This is a genomic window from Micromonospora sp. CNZ309 (genome assembly GCF_002846525.1).
This window is the reverse complement of record NZ_PJNG01000001.1, coordinates 3,281,151-3,294,438: the sequence shown is the minus strand read 5'-3', so window position 1 is coordinate 3,294,438 and position 13,288 is coordinate 3,281,151. Positions and strand designations below refer to the sequence as shown.

The window sequence follows — 13,288 nt, the reverse complement described above, 5'->3', positions numbered from 1 at the left end:
GTCGGCGGATCAGCGGGCCCAGCCGGTGAAGCGTTCCCCGCCCCGGGGGGCGCGTCGCTGCGGTTGGCGGGCCGTGCCGGAGGCCGCCACGGCGGCGCTGGCCGCCCGGACCAGCCAGGCGTTGACCGAGAGGCCGTCGCGGGCGGCGGCCTCCTCGACGCGGCCCTTGAGGTGCTCGGAGAGGCGGAAGCTGATCCGGGAGGTGGCGCCCTCCTCGGCGTCCGCCGGGGGCGGGACGGCCGGCGCGGCGACGTCTGGCTCGCCCGCGAAGTCGGGGCCGGTCGGCGGTGGCGTCACGACGAAGCTCGGCTCGCGTCCGCGCAGGCGCAGCTCGACCGAGCCGGGCGCCAGATCGCGGGTGATCTCCGCCGCCGCCGCGGCCAGCGCGTCCAGCAGCGCCAGCCGCAGCGCCGACTCGAGCGGCCCGGCCAGCCGCTCGGCCAGCGCCCGGGACTCCTCGCCGCCGAGTTCGGCGACGCCGGCCAGCTCCTGCCGGAGGTTCTCGACATACGACGTCAGGTCCATGACGCCACTATGGCACCATCGTGACGCCATGGCAAGCCAACTTGCCGCCTTCCTGGCGTCATTGTGGCGACAGGTGGCGTCGGAACGGCGTACGTCGGCCTGAGCGGGCCGGTGCCGGGCGGGCAATAGGATGGGCGGTCACGGCGGAGGGAGCGGCGGCATGACGCGGGTACGACGCGACGGCGCGAGCCGCACCGCGGCGCCGGGAGGACGGCGGTGAGCCCGCGCGGCTGGGCGGTGCTGTCGCTCCTCGCCCTGACCGTGGCCCTGGTGGTCACCGCCGCGCTGCTCATCCCGTGGCACCGGCCGCCGGCCCCCCGGGCCGACCAGCTCGCCGCGCTGGGTGACCTGCCCGCCGAGCAGGTGGCCCGCAGCCGGGAGTTCCGTTCCGCGCTGCGCCCCGCCGGCTGGGCCGCTATCGCGATCGGCCTGCTGGTGGCCCTGCTGCTCGGCCTGACCCCGCTGGGCAGCCGGCTCGTCGAGCTGGCCGGCCGCCCGTTCGGCGGGCACTGGGCCGCCCAGGCCGTCCTCGGCGGGCTCGCCGTCGTGCTCGTCGCCGACCTGGTGACCCTGCCGTTCGCCGCCTGGCGGCAGGCGGTGCTCACCCGCTACGGGCTGAGCACCAACGGCTGGAGCGGCTGGACGGCCGACCTGCTCAAGTCGTACGCGGTCAGCGCGGTGATCGGCGCGGTGGCGCTGCTCGGCTTCTACACCGTCATCCGGCTCTCGCCGCGCTGGTGGTGGGCGTTCGGGGCGGCCGGGGCGGCGACCCTGGTGGTGCTGCTCTCCTTCGTGCTGCCGGTGCTGGTCGAGCCGGTGTTCAACAGGTTCACCCCGATGGAGCAGGGGCCGCTGCGCACCCAGCTCATGCAGCTGGCGGCCCGCGACGGCGTTCCCGTACGCGACGTGCTGGTCGCCGACGCGTCACGGCGCACCCGGGCGGTCAACGCGTACGTCTCGGGGCTCGGGCCGACGCGGCGCGTGGTGGTCTACGACACGCTGCTGCGCGAGGCGACGCCCGCCGAGGTGACCGCCGTGGTGGCCCACGAGCTGGGGCACGCGAAGGACCGGGACGTCGCCGTCGGCACGCTGACCGGGGCGCTGGGCGCCGCCGCCGCAGTGGTCGCGCTCTACCTGCTCGGCTCCTCCGGCCCGCTGCTGCGCCTGGCCGGCGTCGACTCGGTCGCCCAGCCACGCGCGTTCCCCCTGCTCGTCGCCCTGGTGACGGTGGCCGGCCTGGTCTCCGCCCCGGCGCAGGCGTTGATGTCGCGGCGGGTGGAGGCGCGCGCCGACGCGCACGCGCTCGCGCTGACCGGCGACCCGGCCGCCTTCGAGGCGATGCAGCGGCGGCTCGCCGGCATCAACCTCGCCGATCCCGACCCGCCCCGCTGGGAATACCTCTACTCCGCCACCCACCCGTCCACGGTCGAGCGGATGGCCGCCGCCCGAGCCCACGCCAGGGAGACCGGCCGATGAGCCGTACGCTGCTGATCACCAACGACTTCCCGCCGCGTCCCGGGGGGATCCAGTCCTTCGTGCACAACCTCGCGGTGCGCCAGCCCGCCGGGTCGGTGGTCGTCTACGCCTCGACGTGGCGCGGAGCGGAGAAGTTCGACGCCGACCAGCCGTTCGAGGTGGTCCGCGACCGCACCCGGGTGCTGCTGCCCACCCCCCGGGTCGCCCGCCGGGCCGCCCGCCTGGCGCGCGCGTACGACTGCGACACGGTGTGGTTCGGCGCGGCTGCCCCCCTCGGGCTGCTCGCCGCGGGCCTGCGCCGGCGCACGGGCATCCGCCGGGCGGTGGCGCAGACCCACGGGCACGAGGTCGGCTGGGCCGCGCTGCCGGCCGCCCGGGCGGCGCTGCGGCGGATCGGGCGCGGCGTCGACGTGACGACCTACCTGGGGGAGTACACCCGGGTGCGGCTGGAGCGGGCGCTGCACGGGGTGACCGAGCTGCACCGGCTCGCCCCGGGGGTGGACGTGGACGCCTACCACCCGTCGGTGGACGGCCAGGCGGTCCGGGTCCGGCTCGGGCTGGCCGACCGCCCGGTGGTGGTCTGCGTGTCCCGGCTGGTGCCGCGCAAGGGGCAGGACATGCTGATCCGGGCGATGCCCGAGATCCGCCGCCGGGTGCCCGACGCCGCGCTGCTCGTGGTCGGGGGCGGGCCCTACCGGGCCACCCTGGAGAAGCTGGCCCGCCAAGCGGGCGTCGAGCGGGACGTGGTCTTCACCGGCTCGGTGCCGTCGGCGGAGCTGCCGGCCCACTACGCCGCCGGCGACGTCTACGCCATGCCCTGCCGCACCCGCAACCGGGGCCTGGACGTCGAGGGGCTCGGGATCGTCTACCTGGAGGCCTCCGCGACCGGCCTGCCCGTGGTGGCCGGCGACTCCGGTGGCGCACCGGACGCCGTCCGCGAGGGCGAGACGGGCTTCGTGGTCCGGGGCCGCGACGTCGCCCAGCTCGCCGACCGGGTGGCCACGCTGCTCGCCGACCGGGACCTGGCCCGCCAGTTCGGCGCGGCCGGCCGCGCCTGGGTGGAGCGGGAGTGGCGCTGGGAGGCCCAGGCGCAGCGGATGGCCGCCCTGCTCGCCGGCTGAGACGCCGGGTCGCGAGCGCAGCCGGCGCAGGTAGCCGGGCCGGCCGGCCGGCGTCCGGTCAGCGCAGGCGGGCCAGGATCCGCTCGGCGGAGTCCGGGCGGCCGAAGTGCCAGCCCTGGGCGGCGTCGCAGTCGATCGCCCGCAGCCGCTCGGCCTGCCCGGCGGTCTCCACGCCCTCGGCCGTGACGGTCAGGTCCAGCGCGTGCGCGAGCGAGACGAGCGAGGCGAGGATCCGCTCGTCGGCCCGGGCCTCCGGCGCCCGCAGCCCGGCCACGAACTGCCCGGCCACCTTCAGCTCCGTCACCGGAAGGTCCCGCAGGTACGCCAGGTTGCAGTAGCCGGTGCCGAAGTCGTCGATGGCGATCCGTACGCCGAGGTCGGCGAGCGCCCGCAGCGCCCGGACCGGCTCCTCGGCGGTGCTCATCATGGTGCTCTCGGTGATCTCCAACTGGAGCCGCTCCGGCGCCAGCCCGGTCTGCCGCAGCAGCGCGCGCACCTCCTGGACGAGGCCGGCGTGGCGTACCTGGCGCACGGCCAGGTTCACGCTGACGAACGGGGCCGGCCCGCCGTCGGCCGCCCAGCTCTCGGCCTGCCGGCACGCCTCGGCCAGCACCCACCCGCCGAGCGGGACGATCAGCCCGGTCTCCTCGGCGAGCCCGATGAAGCTGTCGGGCCGCAGGACGCCCAGCTCCGGGTGCCGCCAGCGCACCAGGGCCTCCATGCCGAGCACCCGGCCGTCGCGCAGCGAGGTCAGCGGCTGGAAGTCGAGGTAGAACTCGCCCCGCTCCAGCGCCGCGGGAATGGCGGCGGAGAGCGCGTACCGGGCCAGGTCCCGGCGGTCCCGCTCGGCGTCGTAGAGCGCCCAGCGGGCGCCACCGGCGGCCTTCGCCCAGTGCAGCGTGCTGTCGGCGGCCCGCATCAGGTCGCCGGGGGAGGTGCCGGCGACCTCCCGCTCGACGATGCCGATGCTCGCCGAGACGCTCAGCTCGTGCCCGTCCACCAGCACCGGCTCGCGTACGGCCGCGAGCGCGGCCTCGGCCACGGCGACCACGTCGTCGGTGCCGGTGGTGCCCTCGATCAGGACGACGAACTCGTCCCCGCCGAGCCGGGCGACCAGGTGCCCGTCGAGGGCCCGGCGGAGCCGCTCGGCCATGGCGACCAGGAGCCCGTCGCCGACCTGGTGCCCGTGGGAGTCGTTGACCACCTTGAAGCGGTCGAGGTCGAGGAAGCAGACGCCCAATCGCGCCGAGCCCCGAACGGGCGAGTCGATGGCCGCGCGGAGGCGCTCGGTCAGCAGCGTGCGGTTGGGCAGGTCGGTCAGCGGATCGTGGGTGGCCTGGTGGCGGAAGCGCGCCTCGCTGCTGCGCAGCGCCCGTTCCGCCTCCGCCCGGGCGGTCATCGCGGCCCGGCGGATCGTCTCCTGCTCGTCCAGCGTCCGGTCGCGCAGCGCGCGGGCGTATCCGGTGGTGACGGCCGCGAGCAGCCGGGCCAGCCGGTCCTCGACCTCCTCGCCGACCAGCCCGAGGTCGCGGGCCAGCCGGAGCTGGACGACCTCGACCGTACGACCCAGCGCCTCGGCCGAGGCGATGTGGGCGGCCACCAGCTCGGTGCCCACCCGGTGCCCCACCCGCAGGTCGATCGGCTCGGCCAGCAGGGCCGCCGCGAGCTGCTCGGTGAGGCGTTGCAGCAGCGCCTCGAGCTGGGCCAGGGTCATCGGCAGGTAGCTGGTGCCGGAGACCGCCTTGGCCCACGCCCGGGCGAAGGTCCCCGGGCGGGACGGGCGCCGGACGGTGGTGCCGTTCGGGGCGACGGTGGCCGCCCCGGGAGGCTCACCCACCGAGCCGCCCGACGCCGCCGATGAAGGCCGCCCGCTCGGCGTCCTCGGCGCTGTCGGGGGACTCCGGGCGCCACTGCGGCACCCAGACCACGCCCGGGTCGACCAGCTCGAAGCCGTCGAAGAGGGTGGTCAGCTCGCCGCGGCTGCGGATCCACAGGGGATTGTCGGTGCGCCGGTAGACCCGCTCGGCGTCGGCCCGCTCGTCGTCGCCACGGCCGTCGCCGCTGGCCTGCGACAGCACCAGGTAGCTGCCCGGCGCCAGGGCCTCGCGCAGCGTCCGCAGGAGTTCGGCCGGCCGGTCGTCGTCCGACACGAAGTGCAGCACCGCCACGATCATCACGGCGATCGGCTGGTCGAAGTCGAGCAGCCGGCGGACGTCGGGGTGCCCGACGATGCGCTCGGGGTGGCGCAGGTCCTCCTGCACCACCACGGCGCGGTCGTTGCCCTCCAGGAGCTCGCGGCTGTGGGCCACCGCCACCGGGTCGACGTCGACGTAGACCACCCGGGCGTCGGGGGTCTCGCGCTGGGCGATCTCGTGCACGTTGCCGACGGTCGGGATGCCCGAGCCGACGTCCAGGAACTGCCGGACGCCCGCGTCGAGCAGGAACTGCACCGCGCGGCGCAGGAACGCCCGGTTCGCCTGCGCCATCAGCGGGGCCTCCGGCACCGCCGCCACCATCGCCTGGGCCGCCGCCCGGTCGACCGCGAAGTTGTGCGAGCCGCCGAGGTAGTAGTCGTACATGCGGGCCACGCTGGGGCGCTCGATGTCGATCTCGTCGGGTGCCCAGTCCGGCCGCTGCATGCGCTCACCCCTCCTGTCGGCGTGCGGAACACCGTTGCCCGCGCCGGTATTCTGCCGGCTGACCGCCCGGGAGACCATAGCGCGCCGCGAACCCTTCGCCGCCGTGCTCGATGCGACGACGACGGGCCCGCGCCGCCCGTCGGCGGTCGCGGACCCGTCGGTGGTACGCCCTCGGGCTCCCGGGGTGGCGGTCAGAACTTCGGTGCGTCGGGAGCCTCGAGCAGCCCGAGCCGCAGCGCGGTCATCAGCGCCTGGGCCCGGTTGGCCGCGCCCAGCTTCTCGTAGAGCTTCGAGATGTGCGTCTTGGCGGTGGACTCGCTGACGAAGAGCTGCTTGGCGATGCCCGCCACGCTCATCCCGTCGGCGAGCAGCCGCAGCACCTGGCCCTCGCGGGGGGAGAGCTGCGGCCCGGACGGCGCCAGCCGGCGCTTCATCGCCTCGGCCAGGTCGGCGGCCGTGAAGGCGCTGGGGGAGGAGGCGGCGTGCCGGGCGGCGGCGACCACCTCGTCGGCCGGCGCGGTCTTCGGCACGAAGGCGCTGGCGCCGGCCTCCAGGGCGCCGAAGAGCTGGTCGTCGCCCGCGTACATGGTGAGCACGACGATGCCCATCGAGGCGCTGGACTTGCGCAGCGCCCGGGTGGCCTCCAGGCCGCTGCCGTCGGGCAGCCGCAGGTCCATGATCACCACATCGGGCTGCAACGCACCGGCCTGGCGTACGCCCTCCGCCGCCGTGGCGGCCTCCCCGACCACCTCGAACTGCCGGTCGCGCTCGAACGCGTGCCGCAGGCCCTTGCGGATCAGGTCGTGGTCGTCGACAAGGAGGACCTTGGTACGGGTGGCCGGTGTCGGACTTGTGGTCATCCTCGGGTTACTCCCCTTCTGCAACGGCTGCGCTACCGCGCACGTTATCGCGCCGGGGCGACGAGCCGAGCACCACCGCGACGGTCGTGCCGCTCGGTTGCCGCGGCCTGATCTCCAACCGGCCCCGGATACGTTCCGCCCTCTCGGCCATGATCGCAAGACCGTAGTGCCCGTCGGACCGCTGGTCAGCGATCCCCTGACCGTCATCCGACACTTCGATCTGCGCGTACGGCGGATCGACCTCGCAGGTGACCCAGAGATTCGACGCGCCCGCGTGCTTGCGGGCGTTGGTGACCGCCTCCTGGGCGATGCGCAGCAACTCGGCCTCGGTGGCGGCGGGCAGGCGCGCGGTGGACTCGTCCAGGGACAGGTGCACCCGCAGCCCGCCGGAGGCGCCGACCGTGCGGGCGTACTCGGCGATCGCGGCGGCCAGGCCGCCGTGCCGGTCCACCTCGCTGCGCAGCTCGAAGAGGCTCAGCCGCAGCTCGGTGATCACCCGGGTCACCTCGCCGCGCAGCGTGCGCAGCGCCTCGGCGGTCTCCTGCGGGTCCTCGTCGACGTACGCCAGGGCGTTGTCGATGCCGTAGCCGACCATCACCAGTTCCTGCGCCACCCCGTCGTGGATCTCCCGGGCCAGCCGCTGCCGTTCCTCGTTGGTGGCCAGCGAGCGGACCTCGTCGAAGAGCAGCGCCGCCTCCAGCCGCAGCGCGGCCGGGCGGGTCAGCCCGGTCACCCGGGACACCACGCCGGGCGGGTACGCCTGCGCCGCGTCCGCCTCCAGCACCACCAGCCCGACGGTGCGCACGCCCGCCACCAGCGGCACGATCAGGGCGGAGACGTCGCCGCCGCGGTGCGAGCGGGCCTGCGAGCGGGCGGCGGTGTGCGGCTGCTGGCTGGCCCACGCGTCGGCGATGGCCGAGTCCGCGTCCAGCGTCGTCTCCCAGTCGACCCGTTCCACGCCGACCTGGGCGAGCACCACCAGCCGGCCGCCGCCGCTGGCCGACAGCACGGCCGCCCGGTCCGCCCGGGCCACGGTGCGCAGTTCCTCCAGCAGGTGCTCGGAGATGCCGCCCGGGTCGAGGGTGGCTCCGGGCAGCTGCCGGGCCACCGTGCGCAGCTGGGTGAGCAGCCGGGTCGCCTCGGCGTACGGCTGGGGCTTGCCCTCGTTGCGGACCTGCATGACCCGGTGCAGGCCGCTGGCGGCGGCGAGGCCGAGCCCGGCCAGGATCAGCCACTGGGCGCAGACCACCAGGTAGCCGAGCTCGCCGATCTGCCGGCCGCCGTCGACCTTGGTGAGGGCACCGGCCACCAGCAGGGTCGCCGTGGCGACGGCCAGCAGGCCGACGCCCTCGCGGAACCGGCGGCGCAGCGCGGTGACGGTCACCGGGACCGCCAGGTAGGGCAGCACCGCCGAGGCGCCCAGCCCGCCATCGTCCCCGCCGACGGTGGCCACGGCGGCGACCTGGCTGGCGGCCAGTCCCAGCACCAGCACCTCGGCCACCCGGCTGAGCGGGCCGACCGGCCGGTGCTCGGGCGCCAGCAGGGCGGGCAGCCCGGCGGCGGCCAGCAGCGCGATCCACCAGAGTTGGCCGGGATCGTTCGTGGCGTACAGGGTCAGGACGGCGACGAGCGCCAGCATGACCACGCGCGCGGCGGCGGCGAGGGGATGCGGCTGGGGGGGCGTCGAGGCGGGCACGTGACGGATGGTAGTCAGCCCCGGTAGATGTCGGCGATCTCCGCCGCGTACGACTTGTGGACGACCTGCCGCTTGACCTTCAGCGACGGGGTCAGCTCGCCGGTCGCCTCGGTGAAGTCCCGGGGCAGGATCCGGAACACCTTGATGGCCTCGGCCTTGGAGACCACCTGGTTGGCGGTGTCGACGGCGCCCTGGATCTCGGCGCGCAGCCCCTCGTGGTCGCGCAGCTTCTCGACGGGGGTGTCCTCGGGCAGGCCGGCCGAGGCGAGCCAGCGCGGCAGCGCCTCCTCGTCGATGGTGACCAGCGCGGCGATGAAGGGCGCCCGGTCGCCGACCACCACGCACTGGCTGACCAGCGGGTGGGCCCGGACCTGGTCCTCCAGCACGGCCGGGGCGACGTTCTTGCCGCCGGCCGTCACGATGATCTCCTTCTTGCGGCCGGTGATGCTCAGGAAGCCCTCGTCGTCGAGCTGGCCCAGGTCGCCGGTGCGGAACCAGCCGTCCGCGCTGAGCGCCTCGGCGGTCGCCTCCTCGTTGCGCCAGTAGCCCTGGAAGATCAGGTCTCCGGCGATCAGGATCTCGCCGTCGTCCTCGATGCGGATGGTGACCCCGGGCAGCGGGCGGCCGACGGAGCCGATCCGGGTGGCGTCGGGCAGGTTCGCGGCGGCGGCGGGGGAGGTCTCGGTCAGGCCGTAGCCCTCGCACACGTTCACGCCGATGCCGCGGAAGAAGTGGCCGAGCCGGGCACCGAGCGGGGCGCCGCCGGAGATGGCGTCGCGGCACCGGCCGCCGAGCGCCGCCCGCAGCTTGCGGTAGACGAGCTTGTCGAACAGCGCGTGCTGGGCCCGCAGCGCCAGGCCGGGGCCGCCGGAGGTCTCCAGCGCCTCGCTGTACGCGATGGCGACCTGCTCCGCGCGGGCGAAGATCCTGCCCTTGCCGTCGGCCTCGGCCTTCTGCTTGGCGCCGTTGTAGACCTTCTCGAACACCCGGGGGACCGAGAGCACGAAGGTGGGGCGGAACTCCTGTAGCTCGCCGACCAGGTTCTTCGTGTCCGCGCAGTGCCGCATGGTGGCCCGAGCCTGCACCACGCCGATCTGGATGAGCCGGGCGAAGGCGTGCGCCAGCGGGAGGAAGAGCAGGGTCGAGGCACCCGGGCGGAACAGGTTCGGCAGCACCGGCACCGCGTTGGCGATGTCGGCGTACATGTTGCGGTGGGTCAGCACGCAGCCCTTGGGGCGGCCGGTGGTGCCGCTGGTGTAGATGATCGTGGCGACGTCGTCGGCGCGCAGCGCGGCCCGCCGCCGGTCGATCTCCGCCGGGTCGACGGCCGCGCCGGAGCGGGCCAGCTCGTCCACGGCGTCGAGGTCGATCTGCCAGACGTGGCGCAGGTCGGGCAGGCGGTCCCGGACGCCGGCGACCAGGGTGGCGTGCGCGTTGCTCTCCACCACGCAGCCCACCGCGCCGGAGTCGGACAGGATCCAGGCGGCCTGGTCGGCGCTGGAGGTCTCGTAGATCGGCACGGTGACCGCGCCGGCCGCCCAGATCGCGTAGTCCAGCAGGGTCCACTCGTAGCGGGTGCGGCTCATCAGGCCCACCCGGTCGCCGGGCTGGAGGCCGGCGGCGACCAGGCCCCTGGCCGCCGCCACGACCTCGTCGCGGAACTGGCGGCAGGTGACGTCGGCCCAGGTGCCCGCCGGGCCGCTGGGGCGGACGAACTGGACCGCGTCCGGGGCGACCTCGGCGTTGTCCCAGACCGGGTCGGTGAGGTTGGCCGAGTCGCCGACGGTGACGATCGGCGGGACGGAGAACTCGCGCACCTGCACTCCCTCGTGCTCACACTGGCCGGGCCGGCCGCCACCACGGGTCGGCTCTGTCGAAACCTACCCGGCCCGGCGGCCGGGACGAAAAGGCAGGTCGCCCAGCCTGCCCGTGGGCCACCGCCGCAGGCTCGCCGCGGCGTGCCGGGGGCGGCGCGGCGTGGGCGCCGCCGGTGCCGGGTAGCCTCCCTGCATGGCGGACACCTCCACCCAGTCGATCGTCATCGGCGCGTCACCGGAGCGGGTGGCGGCCGTCATCTGCGACTTCCCGAGCTACCCCGAGTGGACCGAGGCGGTGCGCCGGGTCGAGGTGGTCGAGGAGTACGAGGACGGCTACGCCAGTCAGGTCCGGTTCACCATCGACGCCGGGGTGATGGCCGACGAGTACGTGCTGGCCTACGAGTACGCCGAGGACCTCTCCCGCATCGAGTGGCACCTGGTGGCACCCTCGAAGATGCAGAAGTTCCAGCGCGGGTCGTACGACCTGGACGGCAACCCGGACGGCAGCACCACGGTGACCTACACGCTGGAGGTCGAGCTCTCCGTCGGGATGCTCGGCATGTTCCGCCGCAAGGCCGAGAAGATGATCATGGACACGGCGTTGAAGCAGCTCAAGCGCCGGGTAGAAGCACCCGGTGCGGCGCAGTAACGCGTTCCGCGGCAGGGTAGGGGAGCCGACCATGGGTGCAACGGATCCGGGTTCGGCCCGGGAAGAGGCCGAACGTCTGGTCGCCGCGGCGCTGGCCGCCGCCAGGCTGGCCGCGGCCGGTGCGAAGGGCGGCCAGTGGGGTCCGCTCGGTGGGATCATGTCGAGTGTCCTCGGTCACAGCGGCAGCCCGGGCGGGTCGGCCGGGACGCCCCCGGGCGGTTTCGCCACCGGCGCGGCCGAATGCTGCGTCTGTCCCGTCTGCCGGGGCATCTCGGCGCTGCGCGACCCGAGTCCGGAGTTCGCCGAGCGCCTCGCCACCGGCGCGGGCGACCTGGCCGCCGGCGTGGCCAGCCTGCTGCGCGCCTTCGCCCCGTCGGAGCCCTCCGCCGACGCTCCCGCCGGGCCGGCTGCGACCCGGGGCCAGGGCGGCGGGGACGACCACGTGTGGCGCGAGGCCACCCGGAGCGGGCATGATTCTCAGCCGGCACCGGAGCGGGACGTCTGGTCCGCCGCCACGCGGGCGGAGGACCCGGCCGCCCCGGCCGTCGTACCGCCCGTCGACGTCGCCGGGCAGGCCGCCACGGCGACCGTCCGGACGTCCACCGACGGGCCCGTGGTCCCCGCGTCCCGGGCACCCGGGGACGAGGGCGAGCGATCCCCGGGCGACGGGGCCTGACCACCGCACATCCCGACCACGCGCCGGTCGACCGCCGGCGCCGGTGCGGGCAGCACAGCAGAGGGGAGTGGCAGCGGTGACGCTGACCATCGGAGTCGACGTCGGTGGCACGAAGGTGGCCGGTGGTGTCGTGGACGCCGCCGGCACGGTCCTCGTGCAGGCCCGACGGGACACCCCCGCCGACGACGTCGCCAAGACCCGCGACGTCATCATCGAACTCGTCCGCGAACTGGCCGCCGGGCACCCGGTCGAGGCCGTCGGCATCGGCGCGGCCGGCTGGATCGACGCCAGCCGCTCGACCGTGCTGTTCGCCCCGAACCTGGCGTGGCGCGACGAGCCGCTGCGTGACTACGTCAGCGCCGCGACCGGTCTGCCGGTGATCGTCGAGAACGACGGCAACGTGGCGGCCTGGGCGGAGTTCCGCCACGGCGCCGCCCGCGACGCCGACGACTCGATGGTCATGTTCACCATCGGCACCGGCGTCGGCGGCGGCATCGTGCTCAACGGGGAACTGCTGCGCGGCGCCAACGGCATCGCCGCCGAGCTGGGCCACATGCTGACGGTGCCGGACGGCCACCAGTGCGGCTGCGGCCGGCTCGGCTGCATCGAGCAGTACGCCAGCGGCAGCGCCCTGGTGCGCTTCGCCCGCGCCGCCGCCCGGCAGGAGCCGCACCGGGCCACGGGCCTGCTGGAGCTGGCCGGTGGAGAGGCCGAGGCGGTCACCGGACCCATGGTCACCGCCGCCGCGCAGGCCGGCGACCCGGTCTCCACCGAGGCGTTCGCTCAGGTCGGGCGCTGGCTCGGCACCAGCCTCGCCGACATGGCGCAGATCCTCGACCCGCAGGTGCTGGTGGTCGGCGGTGGGGTGATCGACGCCGGGGACCTGCTGCTCGGCCCGACCCGCCGCTCGTTCGCCGACGCCCTCGCCCAGCGCAGCCGCCTCCCGGTCGCCGAGATCCGCCCGGCCGAGCTGGGCAACACCGCCGGCGTCATCGGCGCCGCCGACCTGTCCCGTCGGATCTGAGGCGGTGACCGTGACGCAGAACCCGGGCGTTCCCCTGCGCGTCGTGTCGTACAACATCCACAGCCAGCGCGACGACACGGCCGCGCTGGCAACGGTGGTCCGCGACGTCAGGCCGGACGTGGTGATCGTGCAGGAGGGGCCGCGTCGGTTCCGGTGGCGGCAGAAGTCGGCGGCGCTGGCGGAGTCGTTCGGCCTGGTGGTGGCGGCCGGCGGGCTGCCGGCCCTCGGCAACCTGCTGCTGACCAGCCTGCGGGTGCGGGTGGTGGCCGAGAGGTGTCAGCGCTTCCCGCTCACCCCCGGCCGGCACCTGCGCGGCGCCGCGTACGCCGAGTGCGTGGTCGCCGGCGCCGCCCGGTTCACCGTGGCCGGCTCGCACCTGTCCACCGACCCGGCCGAGCGGCCCGGGCAGGCCGCGCTGTTCAAGCGCGAGCTGGACGCCGCCGCCACGCCGGTGATCGCCGCCGCCGACCTGAACGAGGGCCCGGACGGGCCGGCCTGGGCGACCGTGGCGCGCGGGCTGACCGACGCCGCCGTGGCGATGGACCGGGCCGACCGGCTCACCTACTCGTGCGCGGATCCACGCCGCCGCATCGACGCCCTCTTCGTCGACCCGCGCGTCACGGTGGTCGACTACGACGTGGTGGACACCCCGCAGACCCGGCGCGCCAGCGACCACTTCCCGGTCCTGGTCGACCTGCTGCTGCCCGCCGCCGACTGACTCCTCCGCCGCGTCCGGGGCTGGACAACCCGCTCCGTTGCGGAGAGGATGCTGCGCGACCCGGCACTCGTGCCGCACAAAAGGAGA

Annotated in this window: 12 protein-coding genes; 6 read left to right on the top strand and 6 right to left on the bottom strand. The window is 75.2% G+C overall.

Annotated features, from left to right (window positions below):
• Positions 1 to 9: 9 nt before the first annotated feature.
• On the bottom strand, positions 10 to 525 hold the full coding sequence (locus CLT72_RS13295) for a hypothetical protein (RefSeq protein ID WP_101411992.1): 516 nt from the start codon (positions 523 to 525) through the stop codon (positions 10 to 12).
• A gap of 216 nt (positions 526 to 741) precedes the next feature.
• Here CLT72_RS13295 and CLT72_RS13290 point away from each other — a divergent pair, with 216 nt between their 5' ends.
• Positions 742 to 2,001 (top strand): M48 family metallopeptidase, encoded by a 1,260-nt coding sequence (locus CLT72_RS13290; protein ID WP_101411990.1) that lies wholly within the window; start codon positions 742 to 744, stop codon positions 1,999 to 2,001.
• Positions 1,998 to 3,122 (top strand): glycosyltransferase family 4 protein, encoded by a 1,125-nt coding sequence (locus tag CLT72_RS13285; RefSeq protein ID WP_088999182.1) that lies wholly within the window; start codon positions 1,998 to 2,000, stop codon positions 3,120 to 3,122. The genes CLT72_RS13290 and CLT72_RS13285 overlap by 4 nt, the downstream gene beginning before the upstream one ends.
• Before the next feature lie 58 nt (positions 3,123 to 3,180).
• Here CLT72_RS13285 and CLT72_RS13280 read toward each other — a convergent pair whose 3' ends face one another.
• The 5 genes from CLT72_RS13280 to CLT72_RS13260 form a co-directional block, all read right to left on the bottom strand.
• Complete coding sequence (locus CLT72_RS13280; protein WP_101415140.1) at positions 3,181 to 4,836, bottom strand: putative bifunctional diguanylate cyclase/phosphodiesterase; 1,656 nt, start codon at positions 4,834 to 4,836, stop codon at positions 3,181 to 3,183.
• Positions 4,837 to 4,951: 115 nt separating this feature from the next.
• Positions 4,952 to 5,761: an SAM-dependent methyltransferase gene (locus CLT72_RS13275; protein WP_101411988.1), complete on the bottom strand. Its 810-nt coding sequence runs from the start codon at positions 5,759 to 5,761 to the stop codon at positions 4,952 to 4,954.
• A 191-nt stretch (positions 5,762 to 5,952) separates the two neighbouring features.
• Positions 5,953 to 6,621, bottom strand: a complete 669-nt coding sequence (locus CLT72_RS13270) for a response regulator transcription factor (RefSeq protein ID WP_007072219.1) — start codon at positions 6,619 to 6,621, stop codon at positions 5,953 to 5,955.
• 7 nt (positions 6,622 to 6,628) lie between these two features.
• A complete protein-coding gene (locus CLT72_RS13265; protein WP_101411986.1) occupies positions 6,629 to 8,317 on the bottom strand; it encodes a sensor histidine kinase in 1,689 nt (562 codons plus the stop codon).
• A 14-nt stretch (positions 8,318 to 8,331) separates the two neighbouring features.
• Positions 8,332 to 10,134, bottom strand: coding sequence for an AMP-dependent synthetase/ligase (locus CLT72_RS13260; RefSeq protein WP_101415139.1), 1,803 nt, complete (start codon positions 10,132 to 10,134; stop codon positions 8,332 to 8,334).
• A 193-nt stretch (positions 10,135 to 10,327) separates the two neighbouring features.
• On the opposite strand from CLT72_RS13260, the gene CLT72_RS13255 reads away from it, so the two are divergent.
• The 4 genes from CLT72_RS13255 (at position 10,328) to CLT72_RS13240 (ending at position 13,201) form a co-directional block, all read left to right on the top strand.
• Positions 10,328 to 10,783 carry an SRPBCC family protein gene (locus CLT72_RS13255; RefSeq protein ID WP_088999185.1) on the top strand — a complete coding sequence of 152 codons (456 nt, stop codon included), beginning with the start codon at positions 10,328 to 10,330 and terminating at the stop codon, positions 10,781 to 10,783.
• Between the two features lie 31 nt (positions 10,784 to 10,814).
• The gene (locus CLT72_RS13250) at positions 10,815 to 11,459 is read left to right on the top strand and encodes a hypothetical protein (RefSeq protein ID WP_101411984.1); all 645 of its coding nucleotides are present in this window, start codon (positions 10,815 to 10,817) and stop codon (positions 11,457 to 11,459) included.
• Positions 11,460 to 11,535: 76 nt separating this feature from the next.
• Entirely contained in the window at positions 11,536 to 12,483 is a 948-nt protein-coding gene (locus CLT72_RS13245) for an ROK family glucokinase (protein ID WP_101411983.1), read from the top strand.
• 10 nt (positions 12,484 to 12,493) lie between these two features.
• Complete coding sequence (locus tag CLT72_RS13240; protein WP_101415138.1) at positions 12,494 to 13,201, top strand: endonuclease/exonuclease/phosphatase family protein; 708 nt, start codon at positions 12,494 to 12,496, stop codon at positions 13,199 to 13,201.
• Positions 13,202 to 13,288 lie beyond the last annotated feature (87 nt).